General features: G+C 36.0%; 29 protein-coding genes and 2 CRISPR repeat arrays (1 of these 31 only partly in view). Of the genes, 22 read left to right on the forward strand and 7 right to left on the reverse strand.

The window, feature by feature from the left end:
• A CRISPR array of direct repeats spans positions 1-937; the repeat unit is 29 nt; unit sequence ATTTAAATTCCACTTAGTTAATGAAAAAC (it extends 1,511 nt beyond the left edge of the window).
• An 877-nt stretch (positions 938-1,814) separates the two neighbouring features.
• The 10 genes from cas6 (at position 1,815) to NYE73_RS10950 (ending at position 13,852) form a co-directional block, all read left to right on the forward strand.
• Positions 1,815-2,552, forward strand: a complete 738-nt coding sequence (cas6, locus tag NYE73_RS10905; RefSeq protein WP_340815507.1) for a CRISPR-associated endoribonuclease Cas6 — start codon at positions 1,815-1,817, stop codon at positions 2,550-2,552.
• A 12-nt stretch (positions 2,553-2,564) separates the two neighbouring features.
• Positions 2,565-4,268: a Cas8a1 family CRISPR/Cas system-associated protein gene (locus tag NYE73_RS10910; protein ID WP_259949060.1), complete on the forward strand. Its 1,704-nt coding sequence runs from the start codon at positions 2,565-2,567 to the stop codon at positions 4,266-4,268.
• Complete coding sequence (cas7i, locus tag NYE73_RS10915; RefSeq protein ID WP_259949062.1) at positions 4,261-5,139, forward strand: type I-B CRISPR-associated protein Cas7/Cst2/DevR; 879 nt, start codon at positions 4,261-4,263, stop codon at positions 5,137-5,139. Before NYE73_RS10910 ends, cas7i begins: the two co-directional genes overlap by 8 nt.
• A gap of 12 nt (positions 5,140-5,151) precedes the next feature.
• On the forward strand, positions 5,152-5,886 hold the full coding sequence (gene cas5b, locus NYE73_RS10920) for a type I-B CRISPR-associated protein Cas5b (protein WP_259949063.1): 735 nt from the start codon (positions 5,152-5,154) through the stop codon (positions 5,884-5,886).
• Positions 5,887-5,932: 46 nt separating this feature from the next.
• The gene (gene cas3 / locus NYE73_RS10925) at positions 5,933-8,161 is read left to right on the forward strand and encodes a CRISPR-associated helicase Cas3' (protein ID WP_259949066.1); all 2,229 of its coding nucleotides are present in this window, start codon (positions 5,933-5,935) and stop codon (positions 8,159-8,161) included.
• Between the two features lie 33 nt (positions 8,162-8,194).
• The gene (gene cas4 / locus NYE73_RS10930; RefSeq protein ID WP_259949069.1) at positions 8,195-8,707 is read left to right on the forward strand and encodes a CRISPR-associated protein Cas4; all 513 of its coding nucleotides are present in this window, start codon (positions 8,195-8,197) and stop codon (positions 8,705-8,707) included.
• Positions 8,704-9,690, forward strand: coding sequence for a type I-B CRISPR-associated endonuclease Cas1b (gene cas1b / locus NYE73_RS10935; RefSeq protein ID WP_259949071.1), 987 nt, complete (start codon positions 8,704-8,706; stop codon positions 9,688-9,690). The genes cas4 and cas1b overlap by 4 nt, the downstream gene beginning before the upstream one ends.
• Before the next feature lies 1 nt (position 9,691).
• Positions 9,692-9,955, forward strand: coding sequence for a CRISPR-associated endonuclease Cas2 (gene cas2, locus NYE73_RS10940; RefSeq protein WP_009371077.1), 264 nt, complete (start codon positions 9,692-9,694; stop codon positions 9,953-9,955).
• 251 nt (positions 9,956-10,206) lie between these two features.
• A CRISPR array of direct repeats spans positions 10,207-11,272; the repeat unit is 29 nt; unit sequence GTTTTACATTAACTAAGTGGAATATAAAT.
• 420 nt (positions 11,273-11,692) lie between these two features.
• Positions 11,693-13,204, forward strand: a complete 1,512-nt coding sequence (locus tag NYE73_RS10945) for a right-handed parallel beta-helix repeat-containing protein (RefSeq protein ID WP_259949074.1) — start codon at positions 11,693-11,695, stop codon at positions 13,202-13,204.
• Positions 13,205-13,660: 456 nt separating this feature from the next.
• Complete coding sequence (locus NYE73_RS10950) at positions 13,661-13,852, forward strand: hypothetical protein (protein WP_048393895.1); 192 nt, start codon at positions 13,661-13,663, stop codon at positions 13,850-13,852.
• Between the two features lie 63 nt (positions 13,853-13,915).
• Here NYE73_RS10950 and aac(6') read toward each other — a convergent pair whose 3' ends face one another.
• A complete protein-coding gene (aac(6'), locus tag NYE73_RS10955; RefSeq protein WP_259949077.1) occupies positions 13,916-14,350 on the reverse strand; it encodes an aminoglycoside 6'-N-acetyltransferase in 435 nt (144 codons plus the stop codon).
• A gap of 123 nt (positions 14,351-14,473) precedes the next feature.
• On the opposite strand from aac(6'), the gene NYE73_RS10960 reads away from it, so the two are divergent.
• The 3 genes from NYE73_RS10960 to NYE73_RS10970 are packed head-to-tail and all read left to right on the forward strand — an operon-like array spanning position 14,474 to position 16,346.
• On the forward strand, positions 14,474-15,070 hold the full coding sequence (locus NYE73_RS10960) for a class I SAM-dependent methyltransferase (protein WP_259949079.1): 597 nt from the start codon (positions 14,474-14,476) through the stop codon (positions 15,068-15,070).
• A 27-nt stretch (positions 15,071-15,097) separates the two neighbouring features.
• Positions 15,098-15,673, forward strand: coding sequence for a DNA-3-methyladenine glycosylase I (locus NYE73_RS10965; RefSeq protein ID WP_259949080.1), 576 nt, complete (start codon positions 15,098-15,100; stop codon positions 15,671-15,673).
• A complete protein-coding gene (locus tag NYE73_RS10970) occupies positions 15,663-16,346 on the forward strand; it encodes a DUF1963 domain-containing protein (RefSeq protein ID WP_259949082.1) in 684 nt (227 codons plus the stop codon). The genes NYE73_RS10965 and NYE73_RS10970 overlap by 11 nt, the downstream gene beginning before the upstream one ends.
• Here NYE73_RS10970 and NYE73_RS10975 read toward each other — a convergent pair.
• The gene (locus NYE73_RS10975) at positions 16,343-16,648 is read right to left on the reverse strand and encodes a hypothetical protein (protein ID WP_048393885.1); all 306 of its coding nucleotides are present in this window, start codon (positions 16,646-16,648) and stop codon (positions 16,343-16,345) included. The two genes, NYE73_RS10970 and NYE73_RS10975, sit on opposite strands and share 4 nt — an antisense overlap.
• 75 nt (positions 16,649-16,723) lie before the next feature.
• On the opposite strand from NYE73_RS10975, the gene NYE73_RS10980 reads away from it, so the two are divergent.
• Positions 16,724-16,924, forward strand: coding sequence for a hypothetical protein (locus NYE73_RS10980; RefSeq protein WP_048393883.1), 201 nt, complete (start codon positions 16,724-16,726; stop codon positions 16,922-16,924).
• A 158-nt stretch (positions 16,925-17,082) separates the two neighbouring features.
• Entirely contained in the window at positions 17,083-17,382 is a 300-nt protein-coding gene (locus NYE73_RS10985; RefSeq protein WP_048393880.1) for a hypothetical protein, read from the forward strand.
• Between the two features lie 116 nt (positions 17,383-17,498).
• Here the strand turns inward: NYE73_RS10985 and NYE73_RS10990 are convergent, their stop codons facing one another.
• Positions 17,499-17,660 (reverse strand): hypothetical protein, encoded by a 162-nt coding sequence (locus NYE73_RS10990; protein WP_233732648.1) that lies wholly within the window; start codon positions 17,658-17,660, stop codon positions 17,499-17,501.
• 20 nt (positions 17,661-17,680) lie between these two features.
• A complete protein-coding gene (locus NYE73_RS10995) occupies positions 17,681-17,899 on the reverse strand; it encodes a hypothetical protein (RefSeq protein ID WP_259955522.1) in 219 nt (72 codons plus the stop codon).
• Between the two features lie 316 nt (positions 17,900-18,215).
• Here NYE73_RS10995 and NYE73_RS11000 point away from each other — a divergent pair, with 316 nt between their 5' ends.
• The 4 genes from NYE73_RS11000 to NYE73_RS11015 all read left to right on the forward strand — a co-directional run bounded on the left by NYE73_RS11000 (position 18,216) and on the right by NYE73_RS11015 (position 19,834).
• Positions 18,216-18,623 (forward strand): hypothetical protein, encoded by a 408-nt coding sequence (locus NYE73_RS11000; protein WP_259956389.1) that lies wholly within the window; start codon positions 18,216-18,218, stop codon positions 18,621-18,623.
• A gap of 76 nt (positions 18,624-18,699) precedes the next feature.
• The gene (locus NYE73_RS11005; RefSeq protein ID WP_259949092.1) at positions 18,700-19,320 is read left to right on the forward strand and encodes an NAD(P)-dependent oxidoreductase; all 621 of its coding nucleotides are present in this window, start codon (positions 18,700-18,702) and stop codon (positions 19,318-19,320) included.
• Positions 19,321-19,335: 15 nt separating this feature from the next.
• Entirely contained in the window at positions 19,336-19,512 is a 177-nt protein-coding gene (locus NYE73_RS11010; protein WP_259949095.1) for a hypothetical protein, read from the forward strand.
• A 166-nt stretch (positions 19,513-19,678) separates the two neighbouring features.
• The gene (locus NYE73_RS11015; protein ID WP_016993988.1) at positions 19,679-19,834 is read left to right on the forward strand and encodes a hypothetical protein; all 156 of its coding nucleotides are present in this window, start codon (positions 19,679-19,681) and stop codon (positions 19,832-19,834) included.
• A 197-nt stretch (positions 19,835-20,031) separates the two neighbouring features.
• Here NYE73_RS11015 and NYE73_RS11020 read toward each other — a convergent pair whose 3' ends face one another.
• Positions 20,032-20,232: a hypothetical protein gene (locus NYE73_RS11020; RefSeq protein ID WP_016993987.1), complete on the reverse strand. Its 201-nt coding sequence runs from the start codon at positions 20,230-20,232 to the stop codon at positions 20,032-20,034.
• 150 nt (positions 20,233-20,382) lie between these two features.
• Here NYE73_RS11020 and NYE73_RS11025 point away from each other — a divergent pair, with 150 nt between their 5' ends.
• The 3 genes from NYE73_RS11025 (at position 20,383) to NYE73_RS11035 (ending at position 21,956) form a co-directional block, all read left to right on the forward strand.
• The gene (locus NYE73_RS11025; protein WP_259949099.1) at positions 20,383-20,712 is read left to right on the forward strand and encodes a hypothetical protein; all 330 of its coding nucleotides are present in this window, start codon (positions 20,383-20,385) and stop codon (positions 20,710-20,712) included.
• Entirely contained in the window at positions 20,696-21,334 is a 639-nt protein-coding gene (locus NYE73_RS11030) for an O-methyltransferase (RefSeq protein WP_259949100.1), read from the forward strand. The genes NYE73_RS11025 and NYE73_RS11030 overlap by 17 nt, the downstream gene beginning before the upstream one ends.
• A 64-nt stretch (positions 21,335-21,398) precedes the next feature.
• Positions 21,399-21,956: an isochorismatase family protein gene (locus tag NYE73_RS11035; RefSeq protein WP_259949101.1), complete on the forward strand. Its 558-nt coding sequence runs from the start codon at positions 21,399-21,401 to the stop codon at positions 21,954-21,956.
• Positions 21,957-21,993: 37 nt separating this feature from the next.
• Here NYE73_RS11035 and NYE73_RS11040 read toward each other — a convergent pair whose 3' ends face one another.
• Both NYE73_RS11040 and NYE73_RS11045 read right to left on the reverse strand, forming a co-directional pair.
• Positions 21,994-22,206: a hypothetical protein gene (locus NYE73_RS11040; RefSeq protein WP_103117959.1), complete on the reverse strand. Its 213-nt coding sequence runs from the start codon at positions 22,204-22,206 to the stop codon at positions 21,994-21,996.
• Positions 22,207-22,554: a hypothetical protein gene (locus NYE73_RS11045; RefSeq protein ID WP_259949102.1), complete on the reverse strand. Its 348-nt coding sequence runs from the start codon at positions 22,552-22,554 to the stop codon at positions 22,207-22,209.
• Between the last annotated feature and the right edge of the window lie 253 nt (positions 22,555-22,807).

Genomic DNA, 22,807 nt, shown 5'->3' on the forward strand with positions numbered 1-22,807 from the left:
ACTGAATTTAAATTCCACTTAGTTAATGAAAAACGTCAGGCAGTCGTAGAGGTTGTAAAGGCCCGCGATAAATTTAAATTCCACTTAGTTAATGAAAAACTAGAGAATATTGAAGAAATTCTTTATCCTCACACGAATTTAAATTCCACTTAGTTAATGAAAAACAAGAAGTGACTCTTGTAACGAACATGTCTGAATTTATTTAAATTCCACTTAGTTAATGAAAAACTGGTATGTTCAATATCGAAAAAATTGCTGAGAAGCTTTAAATTCCACTTAGTTAATGAAAAACAGTTTGTTGTTACACAAGATAATTTATGATTAAAAACTTTAAATTCCACTTAGTTAATGAAAAACGTTATTTACTGTGTATTTAAAATCTGATTCAGGATTCTTTAAATTCCACTTAGTTAATGAAAAACCTGAAGGTCCTAGCTTTGTTTACTTAACAAGTGAAGCTTTAAATTCCACTTAGTTAATGAAAAACTTCCTTAACTTTTTCTTTATCCATTTCTTTTTTAGCTTTAAATTCCACTTAGTTAATGAAAAACTGTTGAAGAAACGTCTTTTGTGACAGGTCAATACACTTTAAATTCCACTTAGTTAATGAAAAACACAGACTTACCATTAACTAAAATCGTATATCCCGACTTTAAATTCCACTTAGTTAATGAAAAACACGCTGTTGCGCAAGCTGTGTATCACTCTCCAAAAACTTTAAATTCCACTTAGTTAATGAAAAACAAATAATCAGCTAGTCTTTGTAAAGTATCTGTATCCTTTAAATTCCACTTAGTTAATGAAAAACTGAACAACTTATGCGAATACTTTGGTGCTGAACTTGCTTTAAATTCCACTTAGTTAATGAAAAACATAGCCATTCCGTTTTCCCCCATAAGAAATTTATCCTTTAAATTCCACTTAGTTAATGAAAAACCCCCACCTTAAGCATAATTAAAAAACCCTTATTTTTCAACGCTTTATCAGGTTGTACTTTGAGACTAATATCATTTTTTTGCAGTCAATCTGTAGTTCAAAAATTTCCCTTTGTTATTCAAGTGCCTCAATGCTAGGCATGGTAAGCATTGAAGGGATTTAATGTTGTAAAATGATTCACTGCAATTTTTTATAAAGAGGGGAAATTTCATTTCATTCAAGTAATAGTTCATGACGAGCACATTCTCATAGGGAGTTTTGTATCTATGTTAAATATTTTCTATGCTTTATAAATTTGCCTTACTTGTGTTACATCCTCATCATGTGTAATCGGCGTATATTTAGTGCTTTAACACTTTCAATGTGAAGTTCATGCTTGGGGAGGAATATAGGCTCTTGGTTGCTACTAGTTACTGTCGGTTATTGATTGGATTTAGTGAAGAGGGTAAAGGAAATTAAATGAAGTTTAGTTAGAATTACTAAAAGTAATCAGGCTATGTAAAAAACCTACTCGAATTAGGCTCAAGTAGGCTCTTTTGTTGTTTTTTAAAGAAAGTAAGAATTTGAAGTAAGTAAATTTCCACATAGTTAATAAAAAATGAGGTAGTTTTCTAAAAAATTAAACATTATTTAAAAATATATATTTAAATTCCACTTAGTTAAACTTGATTTTCCTATCTTATCAAGAAAAGCTAAGAAAATAAATGAGAATAAAATCACAAAATAAATAGTTATCCTATATAGTTTTAATAATAATTTAATTTTTAGAAAATATTGACTAATTATGAAAAATAAATTACTATAAATGTAAATTAACTGCGGAAAATTCCTTACTATATCTAGGAGTAGTCTAGGAAATAAAAAGGAGGTGAAGCCAATTGAGGTTGCAGATCATTATGGAAGCGGAGAAAATACCTAAGCATTATCATTTTTTAGCTGGGAGTGTAGTTAAAGCCGGACTATTTTCTGTCAATCCGGAATTAAAGGAAAGTTTGTATAGCTTTGAGGAACATCAAGCTAACAAGGCGATGCGTCCTTTTACAGGAGCGATTTATTTAAATGGTTATACGCTAGAAGGAGATGAATTTATCATTCATCAAGACATTCGTATGACCATTTCTTCTTCTGATATAAATTTTATGATAACTCTGTATAATGGCTTACTTGAGCATCAGCAAATGCAATATAAGTCATACACCCTACACATTAAGCATGTTAAATTTTTATCTGAAAAATTACCTACAAAATCTCAAGCTCTATTTAAAACAAACAGCACCATCGTTATTAAAGATAAAAACAATCAATATTTAAATATTGATGATCCTGATTATGAGAAGGAATTGAATTATGCAGCAAATGAATGCCTAAAATCTGTTGCTGGGCGGACATTGCATCAGCCACTAGTTTTTACATCAGTAATGATGCATAAAAAAGTTGTGCAGTTAAAGCATGACAAGTTTAAAAATTTAAATGAAAAAGGAATTCTTTATTTGAATGGTTTTGAAGGAAGCTTTGTACTAGGAGGACATCCAGAAGATTTAGCTTTATTAACGCAGACGGGTATTGGTTTTAGAAGATCACAAATGCTAGGCTGCATTGAAATGGTGAATGAATAGGAGGTGAAGTGAATGATTGAACTACAGTTAGATGAAACAATTTACAATGCCAGTATTTTGGGACTTTGCCGTGTATTTGACTATGCAAAGCTAGAGTATAGTAAGAGCGATTATCAGACTATTAGTTTTCCAGAAAGCAATTTAGCGAACTTTGAAGAACATTATTTTGCCTATTTATCTGCTCAATATGGACATGAAACAAATTACTATAAAATGACTAATCCTACTATTGTAGAGTTTTTATTAAGAGCGAAAACTGACATTGGAGATGAAAAAAACTTAGAACGGCTCAATGCCCATATTGAAAAAGTTAAATACTGGCTGTCATCGAATAGTTATAAGAATGTCTATCCATTTCTGTCTGCGATTCCATTTGATTTTTTAGAGGCTGCAAAAAGTTTAAAAAAGGTAACACAGAGGAAAAAAGAAACCTTGGAACAAATACAGCCGCAAATTGGAGACGCTGTGGACGCATTACTACAAATTGTCGAGCATTTAAAGCATAAGGATGCAAAGCGATTTATCATCCCACGTGTCCTTACATATCAAGTTATTCAAGGTTTTTGGTCCAATGTCTCCTTCCTAAATAGCAATGCGAGTAAAAAGGATCTCTATGAAGAATATTTTAATTACTTCATCAAACCTGCTCAAGATTTTCTAACGTCAAAGAAAGATGAAAAAAAGTACAGAAAAAATAAATTAACATGTGCGTGCTGTGATAATAAAATGAAGTCTATCTCAGAGGCATTTGATCTTACTTGGGTACAAAATTTAGGGGTTGATGGGGCAAGAAAATCCTCGCATTATTGGAACCATCAGCGCAATCTATTTATTTGTCCAATCTGTAATATTGTGTATAGTTGTCTGCCATTAGGCTTCACATTGAAAAATGGGATAGGTCTCTTTATCAATAGCAATCAATCCAATGTAGAGTTACTAGCTTACAATAAAATCCAGTTGCGCAACGATAGAGGAGAAGAATATACACGCGATAAGCTGGAGGAAATGGCATATTCAAAAATTATCAATGAAATGTATCAACACGCAGAAAACAAGAAGAATGTAGAAATTGATAATATCCAGATTGTTAAATATGACAAAAATAATGAATCCAGACCTTATACATTCAACATGTTATCCCGTGACAAAGCACAGCAGCTTTATGATAACCGGAATGACTTCCATTACTTGACGGGGAAATTTGTTAAGGAAAATGGAGACTATATAAGCCTCTATCAAGAAGTTATTCGACGTTTTTATAATGGACAACGCTTTAGTGATTTACTCTATCGTTTAATACGTTTAGTAATCGATGATAAATATACGGATACTTTTTCTATCTATAAAATTCTGAAAATTTCAAATTATGTATTAAATGGAGGTTCACATTATATGACAGATAAAGAGTTAAGAAGTATTCGGATTAGCGGCTACGAATTAAGAAAAGTATATCGAGGTCAAGAAACAAAATTAAATGCTATTTCACACCGTTTGTTAAATGCTTTAAAAGTAAAAAATCCTAATAAATTTATGGAAACAATTGTACAGGCGTATAGCTATAAACGCCATGAAAAATTAGGTATCCCCCAATTTTTCACAACAACACTCAGTGATATTGAAAAATTCCAAACAATTGGCTACGCATTTTTAATAGGATTAAATGGAAAAGATTTCGAAAAAGAGGATATGGCAAAGGAGGAGCAAGTAAATGAATAAAAAAGGATTAACAGTCAGTATGATAGTTGAAGCAGAAAGTGCCAACTATGGTGAGGGTGTTGGCAACGTTGCTTCTTTGAAAAAAATTTCCCGCGGAGATCATGAAGTGTACACGTATATTTCACGTCAAGCATTGCGTTATAACATTGTCGAACAAATGGATATCAATCACACGCCATTAGGTATGGATGGCTCCGTTATTCAATTTCACCCAGATACAACAATCGCAGATTATCCTGAAATTGATTTGTTCGGCTATATGAAAACGGTAAAACCAACGAGAACTCGTGCTGCCGTGGTACGCTTATCCAATGCTGTCGCATTGGAAAGTTATAATACAGATTTAGAATTTTTAACGAATAAAGGGTTGTTTGACCGCCATAAAAGTGCAACAGCTAATGAGGAATTAAGAGGTGGAAATATTGCACAAAGTGAAATTCATAAATCCTTTTATGCTTACACACTGACGGTGGATTTAGATAAGATTGGAATTGATACAAACGATCAAATCGAAATTCCATTAGAGGAACGTGCTAAGCGTGTTATTTCTTTATTACGTACATTAAAATTTTTATATCGTGATATAAAAGGGCGTCGAGAGAATTTAGCTCCAATTTTTGCGATCGGTGGTGTCTATGATTTAAAAAATCCATTTTTCGAAAATCGATTAAAGCTTCAAAATAATAAGCTTGCCGTTGCAACGGTTGAGGGAATTTTAGCATTGGATTCACATATTCAACAACATACACATGTTGGCTTAGTCAAAGGATTATTAGCAAACGACGAGGAAATTGAGCAAAGTTTACAAGCAAAACCAATGGCAGACTTCTTCGCGCAGCTAGAGCAGACTGTATCAGACTATTATAAGTAAGCAGGTGAACATATGAAGGGGATTCGGATTGAGGCTTATCAGAACCTAGTGAACTACAAAAAGCCTACGAGTTTTCAATTAAAGGAATCATATCCACTGCCCCCATACTCAACTGTTATTGGCATGGTGCATGCGGCATGTGGCTTTACAAGTTATGTGCCAATGCAGGTGAGTATTCAGGGGAAATATCATGCAAAGGTCAATGATTTATGGACGCGCTATGAGTTTGCTGGTAGTTCGTATGAGCAAGGTCGTCATCAGTTGAAAGTGGAGTTATCAGATGGGAAAGCACATGGGATTACACGCGGTGTTTCCACAACAGAGCTATTAGTAGATGTCGAACTAGTATTGCATATTGTACCAGAGGACAAGCAATACATTCCAATCATTATTGACGCACTAAAATCACCTGCTGAATATTTATCACTAGGTAGACGCGAGGATTTATTGCAGATTAATGTAGTGACGGAAGTGGAGTTAGAAATTCAAGAAATGGAAGAAGACAAGAGAGTTGATTTTGATATTTTTATTCCGCAAGCGATGACCAAGAATGATATTTATGGAAAAGTCGGTACATCCTATCGTTTAAATAAAACATATAAATTATTAGAAATTGCTAAAGGAAAGCACATTCGTCAGTGGGAAAAGGTGATTGTTTCCCATGTACCGGCTTCTTCAACTAACTATCTTGCTGCATATGAAAACGTGCTTTTCGATAAGGATGGCTATACCGTATTTTTAGTATAAGAGTGGGGGAATGTTCTCCATTCTTTTTTTATAAGGAGGTTTGTAGATGTTTGAAAAGCTACTAGCAAAATCAGCAACAAAAACATCCGCCGCACAAACGATTATTGAGCATACAAACCATTTAATTAAAAAATGGGAAATATTTCGTAAGATTTATCCAAATGCACTGTCAAAGAAAGATTGGGACATTTTATTACAAGCGGTGAAGTACCATGATTTAGGAAAGGCAAATACCAAATTTCAGAATAAAGTACGCACAATAGAAGAGCGTATAGAGGATTTATTTCCTGAAATAGATGAAATTTCTCACAATTACTTAAGCTGTGCATTTATGCCGATTAAAAATCTAATCACTCACTATGGTAAAGAGGATGCTAAGTTATTAATTTTAGCTGTTTATTATCACCACGAACGAGCAGAGCAAAATATGTACGAGAGTGGTGATGAGATTAAAAAGGATTTACAAAAATATGTGTCACTATTAAATGATGATTTTAATATTCGTGAAGAACCTAAATTTGATTATCGAAAATTTACCGATCGAAAATTTCTTAAAAACCGTGAGCAACTGTATCGTTTCGTTCGCATAAAGGGCTTATTAAACAAGTTGGATTATGCGGCAAGTGGAGATTATGAAGTTGAAATTCCTCCTGAAGATTTACCGCAAAAAATGAAAAAGTATTTTGATAATAAAAAGCGCACTAGGAATGAGTTGCAAGACTATTTATTTACTCTCCAACAAGAGAATCATATAGTCATTGCGTCAACGGGTATTGGGAAAACAGAAGCAGCTCTTTGGTGGCTTGGTAATGACAAGGGCATTTTCACGCTGCCATTAAAAGTGTCCATCAATGCGATTTATGACAGATTGATTAATGAAATTGGCTGCAGCAAAAAGAATACAGGATTGCTACATAGTGGTATGCATGCTGAATATGTCAAACGTGCAGATGAGCAAGACCTTGATTTAATAACGATTACACATGCGAAAAATCTATCTATGCCGCTTACAGTGACGACAATCGATCAAATTATTGATTTTGTTGGGTTATATCCAGGCTTTGAAATGAAACTTGCCACATTAGCCTATAGCAAAATTATCATTGATGAAATTCAAATGTACAGCGCAAGATTAGCTGCCTTTATCGTATTAGGGTTGAAGTATGTTACGGATATAGGCGGTAAGTTTTTAATTATGACTGCCACATTGCCACCACTTTTTATAGAAGCGTTGAAACGATTGAAAGTGCCATTTGAAAAACGAGAAGACCCATTTTTAAAATTCAATGCCAATAATCAGCCAATTAAGCGTCATTTTATGCAAATCGTTGAAAAGGATTTGACGATAGAAGAAATTTTAAAGCATCCAATGGAACAAAAGGTATTAATCATTGTGAATACGGTGACGAAAGCACAGCAATTATATAAAGAATTTGAAGAAACAGGGGTAAAGGCTTCTCTTTTACACAGTCGTTTTATCAGCAAGCACCGTCAAGAAAAGGAAGATGCAATTTTAGCATTAGGAAACAAAGATTGCCTAAACACGGGAATATGGATTACTACACAGTTAGTAGAGGCAAGCGTTGATATTGATTTTGATATTTTATTTACTGAGCTTTCAGAGGCATCAGGTTTATTTCAACGTATGGGACGTATTTATCGAACGCGAGATTATGTTGAAAATATACCTAACATTTATGTTTTTACAGGCGGTCCATTACCATCAGGTATTGCGAACAATAAAAAATCTGTTGTTGATTTTACAATTTTTTCTAAAACAAAGGAAGTGTTACTGCAATATAACAATCAGCTAATGGATGAGAAAATTAAAATGAAGATTGTAGAGCAAGTGTATAGTAGAGAAGCTTTAGGAGCAGAGTGCGAATATATTCAAACATTCGATGAAACATTAGCTTGGTATGAGGATTTATTACCTTATCAAGAGGAGAATAAGCCGACCTTAAGAGATATTCAAAATCAATTGGTGATACCATATGGTGTTTATAGGGAAAATGAATTAGAAATAGAGAATATAAAGAATGAATTATCTAAAAGATTAGCATGGCAGACGAAGATTAATTTGTTAATTGAATTGCAAAAATTCACAGTGCCTATCGCAACTTGGGCATATGATAATGCAAGAAAACGAAAAAATGGAGAGGTTACTTCAACAATTAGAGTTGATCGCTATACAGAATATCCAGTTGTTACCTATCAATATACAGAGGAACTCGGCTTAATTTTTGCAAATGATGTAGATGCCTTCTTTCAATAATTATGGAAAATACCATACAAGGGGTGAAAGCATATGCAATGGGACGATTTAAAGGCAACCGGTTTGCAAGTCCAATATTTGAAAGTATGCGAGCGCAAGCTATGGTTACATTCACATCAACTTGGCTTTGAGGATGAGGACGATAAAGTACAGCAAGGGAAAGTATTGCACGATACGTCCTATCAACGCCAAAAGTCAAAAGAAGTATTGATAGAAAATTTAATTCGGATTGATATGATGGACAAGCATTATGTAGGAGAAGTGAAATCTAGTAGTAGAATGGAACAGGCTGATAAGGCGCAGCTTCTATATTATTTATTCGTACTTGAGCAAATGGGGATATATCGAAAAGGCAAAATACATTATCCAAAAGAAAAACGTGTTGATGAAATTGAATTAACGGAAGAGGATAGAGAGGCCATTCCTAAATGGTTAGCCCAAATCCAACAAATTATTCAGCTAGACAAGCCTCCTAAGAAGAAAAAATTAAGATATTGTACAAAATGTGCTTATTATTCATTTTGCTGGGTAGGTGAAGAGGAATGAAAAATGTATATTTATTTAATAACGGAAGGATCCAAAGAAAAGATTCTACTATTTATTTAGTATTCGAAGATGGTACGAAAAAAACATTACCAATAGAAAATACAGAAAATCTACATGTATTTGCGGAAATGGACTTTAACACCTCTTTTTTTAATTTGATGAATCAAAAAGATGTGAATATACATTTTTATAATTACTACGGCTACTATTCAGGTAGTTACACACCTAGACGAAAAAAAGTGGCGGGCTTCGTTGATGTCCAGCAAGCAGCCCATGTAATGGACTTGAATAAAAGGTTGTATATTGCACAACAATTTGTCTATAGTGCTATTCATCATATGTTACGCAATATTCGTCGCTACAAAGATGAGGTAGAGCCATTCATCAATGAAATAACGCAACTAAAGAAACAAGTTGCAGATGCTACGGATATACAAACCTTAATGGGCATTGAAGGGAAAATTCGCTTTACTTACTATCAATGCTTTAATGCGATTATTAAAAATCCTGATTTTCAATTTACAAAGAGAGAAAAACGTCCGCCTACCAATCCAATTAATGCACTTATTTCATTTGGCAATAGTTTAATGTATACAGCTGTATTATCTGAAATGTACAAAACGCAATTAAACCCAACAATTAGTTATTTACATGAACCAGGTTCTCGAAGATTTTCCCTATCACTGGATATTGCAGAAATCTTCAAACCGTTGTTAATGGATAATTTAATTTTTATGTTAATAAACAAAAAGATGATTCGTGCGGAACATTTTGAATATATCGAAGAACATATTTGCTTATTAAACGAAACAGGACGTAAAGTTTTTATTGCTGAATTCGAAAAACGAATGAGCACGACCATTAAACATCGAAAATTAAACAGACAAACCTCTTACCGATTTTTAATTCGTCTAGAATGTTATAAATTAATTAAACATCTGATTGGTGATGAAGATTATAAAGCATTGAAAGCGTGGTGGTAGCGTGTATGTACTGATTGCGTATGATGTGGATGTAAAACGGGTGGGAAAAGTCCATAAAGTATTGAAAAAATATTTAACGTGGACACAAAATTCTTTATTTGAAGGAGAAATTACTGAAGGACTTTTAAAACAATGCCTAGCTGAATTAGCAACAAAGGCTAATCCGAATATTGATTCAATTTATGTTTACCGAATTGCCAATCCAAAAAATATGAAAAAAACTGTGTATGGGGTCGAGAAAGATTTTGAGAGCATGTTTTTATAGTCATCTATTCTATTAGTAAAGACTAGAAAAGTGAGTATCGATCGGATTCAAATTCTCTTTTAGTAGAATTGCAGTGAATCATTTTACAACATTATATTCCTTCCAGGCATATTATACCTAGCTTTGAGGGCACTTTGATTGCAAAGGCAAATTTCTGGACTACCGATTGACAGCAAATAATCATATTTGTCGAAATTTTCAAGCCGTCAAAGCGTTGAAAAATAAGGGTTTTTTAATTATGCTTAAGGTGGGTTTTACATTAACTAAGTGGAATATAAATTTGACCAACGACTGAAATTACTACATTGCATACGATTGTTTTACATTAACTAAGTGGAATATAAATTCGATTCTGTTCGGCATATTGGCGAATAAACTCGTAGTTTTACATTAACTAAGTGGAATATAAATGCAGGTATTGCTACATCACGCAGCCATTCATCGAGTTTTACATTAACTAAGTGGAATATAAATTACAAACCTTTTTTAATTTGTTTAAAACTGTAGCTAGTTTTACATTAACTAAGTGGAATATAAATGTGGAAGAAGAATTGCTCGAAGTGACCAACACTGATGTTTTACATTAACTAAGTGGAATATAAATTTGTTTAACCAAATAATTTCTGTCATAATTAACCAACCGGTTTTACATTAACTAAGTGGAATATAAATTTCAAAAAAAATAGAGTGCTTATATTAAGCACCCTGTTTTACATTAACTAAGTGGAATATAAATAGTATCATAGCATCTTATTAAGTTTTTCATTGATTTGTTTTACATTAACTAAGTGGAATATAAATATCAATTTAAAGACTTAAGAGCAAAGTATGATAACTGTTTTACATTAACTAAGTGGAATATAAATAAAAAATAGATTATTAGATTTTTTACGACCAAGAGGTTTTACATTAACTAAGTGGAATATAAATCAATGATTAGGTGGTTTAACATAATCATTTGGGACGTTTTACATTAACTAAGTGGAATATAAATATCTTCAAAAGTAACAATATTTTTTCCTTTTCTTTGTTTTACATTAACTAAGTGGAATATAAATCTGATTGACATGCATAGCGTTCCGTTCTGACTGATCGTTTTACATTAACTAGGTGGAATATAAATGATAGATTTGCGGTATTTGTAGCCCCGAATACGCCGTTTTACATTAACTAAGTGGAATATAAATATATGTGGGGAAATACATTGCGAAGGCGTGCCTGGGTTTTACATTAACTAAGTGGAATATAAATTTTTTAGATACATACATCATGTTTACTAATTAATTACTTTTTACATTAACTATGTGGAATATAAATTCTGCTTTTATTGCAGATGAAGTGGGTGCATTTAAGTTTTTAACTATGTGGAATATAAATACATAATTCACTGGAACAACTAGAAAAACATTACAGACGGTTTTACATTAACTATGTGGAATATAAAATTTTGGGGCATCGATAACAGCCAGTTAGTAACTAAGTGGAATATAAATAGACTCTAAAACCCCGATACCAACCAAAAAAACGAACAGCACACCCTTAACCGCTGTTCATTTTTATTGCCTAAAACCATCCCACTTTCATTAAACCGTCAAACATTCCAAATAAACACCTGCATATTCCATCAATTTTACACAAAATTGAATAAGCACAAGCATGTTCGGTATATAAATAGGGTACGAACATTTTTTGGTTAGGAGTGTGTAAATGGCTGTACTTGTGGTGAAGAGGAGCATAATGCATCGTTATCAAAGTATCGGGCAGGCGATTGAAGAGGCGGCGCCTGGGGATATGATTGAAATTCGGGATGGGATTTATGAGGAAAGCTTGGATATTGCCAAGCGGCTGACGTTGTATGGGGTTGGCAATGTGACCATCAAGGGTGGTGTATTTATTCGCTATCAAACTCCTGTCGCGATGCGTAATTTACGGTTCCGGCAAGGGCAGGGGCTATATGTGAAAGGTGATTTACAGCTAGAGAATTGTGTCATTGAGGAGCAATTGATTCGAACGCAGATGATGGTGAGCTATGGTAGTTTGCTGATGAAAAATTGTGCAGTGCTTGCTACGCCACTGAATCATTTTGGTTTGCGTGTGGCGAATGGATCCAGTGTTATTCTAGTCGACACGACATTTGAGCATCATAGGAAGGCACAGATTATCGCTCAAAACTGTGAGCTGACCTTGACGAATTGTATGCTGTTGGAAGGGAAGAAGCATGGTATTTTTGCGATTCGCCATGTCAAGATGACAATGGAGGACTGTGAAATTCATGGGCATGACAAGGCACAAGTAATAGCTGCGTCGAGTGAGATGACGATGACCAATTGTTTAGTGCACCAAGGGCAAGGGGTAGGCATTCAATTGTTTGATAGCACGACTTTCAGGATGGATGGCTGTGAAATAAAAGAGCATCTTGATACGAATATGGTGGTTCATCGCAGTGAACTAATGGTATCTGATTCTATTTTTTCAGATGGTCAAAGTCATGGGTTGTATCTTGGAGAAAAAACCGAAGCCAAGTTCTATGATTGTCAAGTTTCTCGGCATGTCAAGGCACAGGTGTTGATAGAAAATAGCAAGGTGGAATTTCATACATGTCATGTTCGTAATGGCATGGCTGTCGGGCTTACCATTGTGGATGAGGCAAATGTTTCGATGAACCAATGTAAAATTCAAAACCATCAGCAATTTCATATTATTGTTGATGCTAGTGGATTAAAGCTACAGCAATCGATTATTCAATTTGGGCAATCAGGTGGTGTTTATGGTAATGAACATGCCAAAATCATGATGCATCATACAACGATTCGAGAGCTGCAAAGCCACCATATCTATATCAACAATGCCCGATTATTTACACAATATTGCACGTTTGAACAAATGGAAGGAAACGGAATTACTTGCATTGATGCAATTTTTGAGATAGCTAATAGCTATTTTAAAGATGGTCAAGAAAGCTCTTATGCCATGATTTGGTCAGATCAATCAATGGGGCGTATTGAAAATTGTAGGGTGGATAAGGCGGCTAGACCATTCTTAGCGCTGTCCAATAAATCATTATTGGAAATGCGTCATACTGATATAGCCGCAGTAAAGGCTCCAGCGGTGGTACAGGAAAACAGCCAATTATTTGTACAAGGACATGTACAGTCAGCGACATGGCAGAAGGATACAGCATCAAAGGTTTCTCAAATTGAGGACATGAAATTAGAAATAGTGAAATATGATATTAAAAAAATAATATAAAAGCCGATTATACAAATAAGACAAGTAGTTTCAATTTTGAAATTACTTTTTTTATGGATTCGTGTATTGATATTTCATATATGTGAAAAATGGGTAAAGAAATACGTTTGGGCTGTTAATTAACTTTAATTTGTGCAAAAAAAATCTATAATTCGACAAAATGCAAGAATATTTTTATAATGGTATAGATGTCTTGTTGCAATTACTGCAATATTTTGAAATATTCCACAGGGAAACTTATACAATCTTTGTATAAGTTATAACCAACATAATAAAAGTTTTTACTTAATGTAAAATAAATATTAAATAAATGTGGATAATAGATTGATTATTTTCTATGTTTAAACCTATAATTAGTAAAAATGGTTCATCCAATAAGATAAATTTTCGTTAATTATGAAATGGGAGTAATGATTTTACAATAATAAATAGAGAGAGTATTGGGGTGATATGAGTATGTTTGGGCTGACAAAAGAGGAAATTATGTTAATGCTAGAGGAGATGGAATTAGCAGAGAAGCACAAGAATGTGATTGCTGATATCTTACATCTAAATAATATGCGAATCGAACAACAACTCGCATTAATGATCCATTTAATCATAGATGAGCGCGAACGAAATATTTCCAACAATACATATCTAAACTAAAAAAATGTCGAAAAATCACAGGTGCTATGTTTGCAACGCCTGTGATTTTTTTGTCAGCCATTTTTATAATTTTTTTGTGAAGCAAATGATGCGATTAGCTTCTGTAAAACCGAGCTGAAGATGAACCCTTAGGCTTTCGTCATTGTCCCATTCACAGTCACTGGCAAACTCTAGACAGCCCCTATGCTTTGCCCATTGCTCACATTTCTCCACAAGCAGTCTTGCATAGCCCTGCTGGCGATATTCCTCTCTCACAAAAAGGCCTTCTAAATAGCCGACTGGACTCGAGTCAGTCCCTTCTACATAGTCTGTTCTTAACTGGCATTGGGCAAATCCAACTGCTTCGTCATCGTCATAGGCAAGGAAAATAGCTGCGTTTTCTTCCCTTAGCAGCTGTGTCATCTCTTCGGTAAATTCCTCTAGTGTATGATTAGGCCAGAGCAGTAAGGCTAATGAGGCTGCAGCATGAGCGTCCTTCTGGTTTGCTTGTTGAATCATAAAATCTTCCTCCTTTGTAAAAAATGAAACAAATTGTTTTGAAGTACGTACAAACTAGTAAGCGTTTTTATTTTAAAGCTCTAATTCTATTTTAACAATCTTACTTGAGGGGGGAATCCAATCATGTCACTCTTACAAACGTTAATTGAACAAGCGAAAAAGCCAAATGGATGGATTGGCTCAACGATGCTACAAATTATGAATTTTTCCCATCGTGGTATGAATGCATGGTTCATCAGGCAAGGAGCTATCAATGACGGTGATCGTGTGTTAGACATAGGTTGTGGTGGTGGGAAAACGCTCCAAATTTTATCCAAATTGAATCCAAATGGTATAATATATGGGATAGATTTTTCCACACAGGCAGTGAAGGAATCAATCAAATTGAATAAAGCAAATGTTGCCAGGGGTTGCGTCATTGTGAAAGAGGCAAGCGTTTCAAGCATTCCATACGATGATCAGTTTTTTGATGCGATTACAGCCTTTCAAACGCACTATTTTTGGCCATCCTTGGAGCAGGATGTAGAGGAAGTATGGCGGGTTCTGAAAAACGGTGGGAAATTTATTATCATAGCAGAGCTCTACAAAATGAACTATCATATGAAAGCCTATCAAACACCTGAGGCAACGAAGCAATTATTAGAACGTATCGGTTTTCAAACCGTGTATGTCACCGAAAAATCAAGTAAAGGATGGCTTTGCATTACAGCTATTAAGTAAAGGATACATAAAATGGAGGGTATAAAAATGAAAAGATGTGATTGGGTCAAGCTAGATGAGCCTTTGTATGTGGAATACCATGACAAGGAGTGGGGTGTACCGGTCTATGATGACCAGCATTTATTTGAGATGCTTTGCTTGGAGGGGGCACAGGCTGGCTTGAGCTGGTGGACGATTCTCCAAAAGCGTGAAGGCTATCGTGAGGCATTTGATCAATTCGATGTGAGAAAAATTATCCATTATACAGCAGACAAGCTAGAGGAATTGCACCAAGACACACGGATTGTACGCAATAAATTAAAAATAGCTAGCGTGGTGACAAATGCTAAAGCATATCTCCAAATACAGGAAAAGCATGGCTCATTCTCAGATTATATTTGGGGCTTTGTAGATCACAAACCAGTTATGAATGAGTGGGCATCCATCAAAGAGGTGCCTGTGACGACAGAAATTAGTGATCGTATGAGCAAGCAATTGAAGAAAGATGGCTTTAAGTTTATCGGTAGTACAATTTGTTATTCTTTTATGCAGGCAGTGGGCATGGTAAACGACCATACAACAGATTGCTGCTGTCGACAAAAGGAGCTAGCGGATGGCAATTGAACAAATTCGGGCTCAACTAGCCACGCAGGCGACGATTTTTCAAACGGGTGGTATTCGACCTACACATGATTTATTGGAAAGCTGGATTGGCTATGTGGGCTGGTCCTTACCAGAAGAGCAGCCACCATCTGGCTATCAGCCGCTCGCTACGTTTTTTCTAAAAGGTCTACCCTATGTACCGAAAGCATTACAGCCTTTTCAATTAGTCACAGTCTTTGTCGATGAACGTCTATTAGATCATCTGATGGAGGATGATCTTGGTTCTTATTTTGATATTAGAACTTACACCACTTTGGAAGGCTTAGTAAAGCGCGAATGGCAGCATGAACAAATTCGCGCGTTTCCACTCATACCACAGCATATCACGAACGACTATCCAACATGGGATGGGGGCGGTATTCCTGCTCAATTGGAGGAAGAGATTTTTACGTTGGAGCATGAAGAGCAGCTCGACTATTTTGAGGATATTGTTGAAGACCTCTATCCACTCCATAAAATTGGTGGCTATCCAAGCTTTTGTCAAAGTGGTGTTGATTTCGGTGACGATGCGCCATTTGTCCTCCAAATTGCCTCCGATGCAAAAGCACGTTTGAATATTGTGGATCATGGTAATTTTTATTTTTTCTACAATCCAACAATCCAGACTTGGCACGTCTATTGTGATTTCTACTAAAGGGAAGGCGGCTTGTCTCTTTCATGAATTGTCATCATGATGAACCGGTAAATCAGATATAAGCCAAGGTACGCCCCTGTAATTAGAAAGACAGGGTTTAAGAACACAGCATGGATCGTTGTCATAAAGACTACATCCTCAAGAATAATGTTCGTTATAGCTGTAGCGGCAATCGTGCTAAACAGAATCGCAGCAAGGACACCTAGTATGTTGAAAAGAAGGCGAAAACTAGCCCATTTGTGCTGAAGATATGCCATAAGGCTGGGGATGCCAATCGTGGCAGTCAGCATGAAAATTGTCATAACATCACATCCTTTCTTTCAGATTGCCCTTGTTCGTTCCTGCATAAACATAGAAAACGATAGGAGGGAAACCGATTGCGATGGCAAGAAGGAGAGTTAAAAAGCACTAGGAAGGTGAAAAAAGTGGAGCATAAAACGGTGGTCAAAAATGGCATTGGCTTTGGTTCGGTTTTAGCGATTACGATCTCCTGGAGTGTGCATCACTCCATCATTTGGGCAATCATCCATGGCTGTTTTAGCTGGCTGTATGTTATTTACTACGCCATCATGCGCTAAGCTTGTAGGTCAGCCTATCAACTAAGATGTTGTTTGAATAAAAATAACATTGGGTACATAAAAACAAAGCGTTCATAATTTTTAATGAGTAAGCATAAATAACAAAGTGCTCTTTTCCAAAGTACCAATTGTATGAACGTAGAAGAAAGGTTGATAGAATGACACATCAAGTAACGGCTTTAAGTAATGTTAATGGTAATGCTACAGGCGTGGAAGGTATATTACAAAATGTAGCATTTATTTTATCGACGTTTACGATTCCTTGTCCGCTCCGCGAATATGTGACAAGGTCTGATATTCGTAAACCCTTCCAGCGTATGAAGAAAATAAACACAAAACGCCTCATAGAATGTATCCAACGTTTTGAGCCACGAGCTGTCGTAGTAGATGTTGATTATCTTGGCGATGTGAATAGAGGGAAATTAGAGCCCATTGTCAAAGTCATTGTCAATGAATAGCTGAAAAAATATGAATTCTGCCAGGTATGGTTTCACGAACCTGGCAGAAGATTAAATGTGCTTATAGTGGTAGGATTATGGTATATGAATTGGTGTCAAGTAGGATAATGGAACAGTTACGCGTTTCTAATGGCAATAATTTGCTGGCAATCAATGATAAGTGGTGTTGCTGCTGCTGCATCTACCTCTAAGAATGTAGCACAGCAAGTTTTAGGATCTAAGCTGATGAATAAAATTCCTGCAAAGCTACCGCCACCTGCTAAAATAACATCTACCAAAGTGCCAGGAGATAAGCATCTTAATAGATGACAAATACAGCCTTTACACTTGTGATCTTTGGAATAATCCTTCTCGTAGTAGTACTCTTCCTCCTCTTTTTTGCAAGAGCAAGAATCCTCCTTATGTTCCCATTTACAATGGTCATCCTTTTCATGACACTTACATCGCTGATGCTTCTGTTCCCATTTGCAATGCTCATGCTTGTGTTTGCAGTTGCATCCTTCTTGTTTGTGTTCACATTTTTTTTCTAAATGACAATAGCATTTTACATATTGTTCACAGCACTTTTCTTTTTTATGATTCCAATTCATATATTGACTATATCTACTATCCTGCATCTTTTAATCTCCCTTTTTGTTAGTTTTTTAGTAATGGTAGCGCTAACCTTTACATTTCTAATCTATGAAGCCACAAACAAAACTTCTTGGTAATTTGCCCTTTGTACAAAAAGAAAATTATTTTTTAATAATTAAAGAGAGAAATAGCCATACATAGCTGTGAGAATAATAACAATTTCAGGGAAAAAGATTGCTAGACTTCCGCCTGTAAATTTCATGGAGAAATGGAGCGAATGTATGAAAAGTGTCCTGCAAATCTTCTTTTTATTCATGTGCTTACTGGTTGTGATGTCATTGTGGATGGTACAAAGGGAGCCTTTAGCTATAGCTCCGAGCACCGAAAGAGCAACTCCCTATGCTGAGGAGCTTGGCGAAAAATTACAAGCTACGAATTTTACAAAACAAGTGTTACAGGCGATACGGTCGGCAGGTTACTCGCCTGATAGTACAGTTGGTTATCTAATAGACTCTCCAGCGCATCAAGTCATCACTATTCAATTACACGATGGGGAAGAAATTGATGTAAGTACAGAAAGTGAAATTCAATCGATTATCGATGAGCTAGCTGAAAAGAATAATATGCATCTATTTATGGTTGATGTTCAATTACTAGAGCGTGAATAGTAGACGGGAGGCACTGTGAACTGTGCCTTTTTACATATAAAGGGAATTGTAATATAATGATAAAGAGGTGAGAGAAATGAAAATATTAATATTAGGCGCGAGTGGTCGTGTCGGCAGCCATTTGGTAGAACTAGCAATAAAGGATCAGCATGAGGTCACCCTATTAGTCCGAAATCCCGATAAATTACCGCACCATCATCAACAGCTGTGTGTAATGAAAGGGGATGTTTTAAACAAGCAGGATATCGAGCAGGCAATGCATCATGTGGATGTGGTGGTGAGTGCATTAAATACAGATGGAGGCACTACATTATCGGCTAGCTTACCATTGATTCTTGAAGCGATGACAAAGCAACAGGTGACAAGAATCATTACGATTGGAACAGCAGGGATTCTACAAAGTCGTGTAACGCCGACTCTTCTTCGTTACCAATCAACGGAATCAAAACGAAAATCGACCTTTGCTGCACAGGAGCACCAACGTGTATTCGAACAGCTACAGCAATCTGCAATGGATTGGACAATTGTTTGTCCTACCTATTTACCTGATGGGGCCTGGACAGGAAACTACCGCGTTGAACGCAACTTCTTGCCAGAGGGAGGTAGCGAAATTTCAGTAGCAGATACAGCAGATTTTGCCTACCAACAAATCTTCAGTGAGGAATTTTTGAGAACACGCGTCGGACTTGCCTACTAGAAAAGGGGAAATATAGTGAAATATATTCATGCCATCTTCGGGATGGTAATCATTGTGGTTGGATTTGCCTTTCTCAGTACAACCATAGAGGAGGCGCCTGTTAGAAATGTGATGCTGAAAGTCTATGGAGCTATCATTGTTTCCATCGGCTCTTTCTACCTCAAAAAAATTGCGAAATTTGGTAAGCAATAAGCACTTTTACACACGGATAGTCTAAATGGACTTATCGCTTTAACCATTCTTTATCCTAAATCGTCCAAATGATAGCTATTTTAGTGAAAAAATATACTGTTATTTTCCTTTTTATAGAAGGTTTGCTATACTTTATGTCGAATATATCTATTGAAGAGGTGATTGTATGGACAAGGAGATATCAAATAACTATCAATATCCTAAACACCTAACAAGCCTTGATGGAATCGAAACGACAGAATTATATGTCATCAAGATAACAAAGGAACAAGTGGATAGGTTGATTGAGGATATCGATCAAACATTAAAGACGTCGACATGACGTCTTTTTTCATGCCAAAAAAGGCCACCTTCCAAGAAAAGTGACCTCAAAACAGGAGAGCTGTGGAAAGGCTAGATTTGCTTTACCCTACTATTTGTATGTAAAAGTAATCTTGTTAGCTAGCCATTTGCCTGAAAGATAGATGAAATTTACTCGATTTTCTAGCAACTCAGTTCACTATCCATATATGTACTACCTCAGTTCTTCTGACATGAAAAGGAGTAATTCAAAGCCAAATAATCGCGGATGATAGTAGGCTGTCCGCCATTTTCAAGACATAGCTTACTGGCAATTTTAATTTCCTTCTGATTATAGTGAGATTGTGCTCCAATCAAAAATATGCCTGACAGTATCAATAATGTACCGATGCCCAACACATATTTTATAACCCTTTTCACTCATCTAACCTCCATTTCGATACGTTTACCCTATTGTCTAACATATGTTGAAGCATGAAAGCATTATGTTTAATTGACAATTTGTATACATATGTATACAATCAGTTTAAATTAATGTATACAAACGTATACAAAAGGAGTGTTTTAGAAATGAGAGGATCTGGATTTAGAGAGCATATGAGAGAGGGACATCACCGTGGAGGACGCCACAGAGGCATGGAAGGCGCGCCACAGCGAGGAGCAAAAACGTTCCGACGCGGCAAAGCGATTTCATTTTTAGAGATGCTGCATGTGAAGCGAGCTACCATTAAACAGCAATTAGAACAGCCAGAATTTCAATCGATTCAGCAAATTTTAGTCGGTGAATTAAAAGCCATCGATATGGTTATTCAAGAATTTAGCCAGTTGTTTGATATTCAAGAAAACGAAACCAACGACAGTCTACAAGAGGAAGATAACGCACATGAAACAAATGAATAACTATATAGATGAGGTATTTTATCAGAACGATGCCCTATTAGAGGATGTCCTGTCCTCTATTGCCGAAAATGGTATGCCTGCTATTTCTGTCTCTCGATCATCAGGAAAGCTGTTGACGATGCTTGTATCGATTACTAGGTCAAAGGCTATTTTAGAAATTGGTGCTCTTGGCGGCTATAGTGGTATTTGTCTGGCGAGAGGAATGGAAGAGAAAGGCAAACTGACATCCCTAGAGTTAGAGGATAAATATGCACAGCTTGCCGCCAAAAATCTTGCCAAGGCAGGTTTTGCCGAGCAGGTAACGTATATGACAGGTCCTGCATTGGATAGCCTTGAAAAGCTTGTGGCAACGGGACAGTGTTTTGATTTTTTCTTCATTGATGCTGATAAGGATAATTATGAAAATTATTTAGCCTATTGCATACAGCTAGCAAGCCCTGGTGCATTCATTGTGACAGATAATGTCCTAGCAGGAGGCAGTGTAGCAGACCCTATGGCGACACCCAAGCGCTATACAGCCATCATGAAAAAGTTCAATGTCACAGTGGCTAATCATCCGCAGCTGGATTCGATTCTTTTACCCATTGGGGATGTTATGACGGTTTCAAAAGTTATAAAATAATGCATATCAGAAATTAACTATTAATGGTAAAATATTGTTAGCAAACGATAAGGGAGAGATGCTTTTGAAGCAAGCACTAGTGGTCATTGATGCACAGCAAGAATTAATCGAGGGAAATCAGGATGAACAAGCCGTCTATCGCAAGGATGAATTGCTTAAAACAATCAATGCCGTTATTCAAAAAGTTATTGAGGCAGAGGCACATATTATCTTTGTGCGTGATCAGGATGTAGCGGGTGGAGAAGGGAAAGGCTTTCAGGTACATCAAGCGATCCAAGTACCTACTACCGCTGTTTATTTTGATAAACTGGCTACAAACGCTTTTTATAGGACGGGATTACTCGATTACTTACAGGCCAATGAGGTAGAGCATTTGGTGATGATGGGCTGCAAAACCGAGCATTGCGTGGATACAGCAGTTAGAGCAGCAACTATACAGGGCTTTGATGTCACTTTAGTGGGAGATGGCCATTCAACAAATGGTTCCGACTACTTATCACCAGAAGATACGGTTGCACACCATAACGACATCCTACATGGCCATTACAATGTGGATCATTTCTCACTTGTACGAAACGCCGACGAAGCATTATTTGAACCCACACATAATAGTTATCGTTAATTGTAAAATGACCAAGAATCAAGGTTCTTGGTCATTTTTACATATAGAAGTGATTGAGCAACCAACCTATAACAGTACTCAAGATACCAACTACTATCAAGACCAGCCCATGGGTTGGTGCTTGATAATCCTTTTTAAGTACAATTCCCATACAGATAGCCATGAGCCCACAAAAAGCTTGGAATAGGAGAAGGGCAGCTACCACATTGACCCAACCGATGATTAAAAGTAATCGCTTACTATTCACCATTTATTGTTCTCCTTCATCATTTCTATGTAAATAAAGTACCGTACCTAACACGCCTAGTAGTAGGATTGAAAAAATAATAGACATTGTCGCTTGATAGACAATGGCAGTTATAGCCAAAAACAGTAAAATAATCAGTATGATGAGACGGAGTAGGAATTTTGTTTTTTTACGAATGGCGAAAAAATCCTGTAGAATAATGAGTAAAAAGCTCACACCAAATAGGAGAGCATATTCAAAAATGATTAGAGGATGCGCATTCGGTACACCCTCACCACGAAAGTATTTTAAAATAATTATAGGAATGAGTATGTATTTTAAATACTTGTACCACTGGAAAAGACGATCCATGTTGCTGCCTCCAGCTCAATAGACTATTTTTACAAATATTGTAACGGAAATTATGATGCGACACAATGATCTTTTATTTTCATAGGGCCACTGTGCGAGCAGTGACCCTAAGTATCAAGTCAGGAGGTGTAAGGCTAAAATTAGCTTTACACTATTATATGTATGTGAAAGTAGCTTCAAAAGCTAGTTATCTGCCTGCTCGATAGATTATTTTTTGGAAGGCGACTAAATGGGGCACCAATTGTCGGATGAA

The sequence above is a fragment of the Lysinibacillus sp. FSL K6-0102 genome, from assembly GCF_038003545.1.
Taxonomy (GTDB): domain Bacteria; phylum Bacillota; class Bacilli; order Bacillales_A; family Planococcaceae; genus Lysinibacillus; species Lysinibacillus capsici.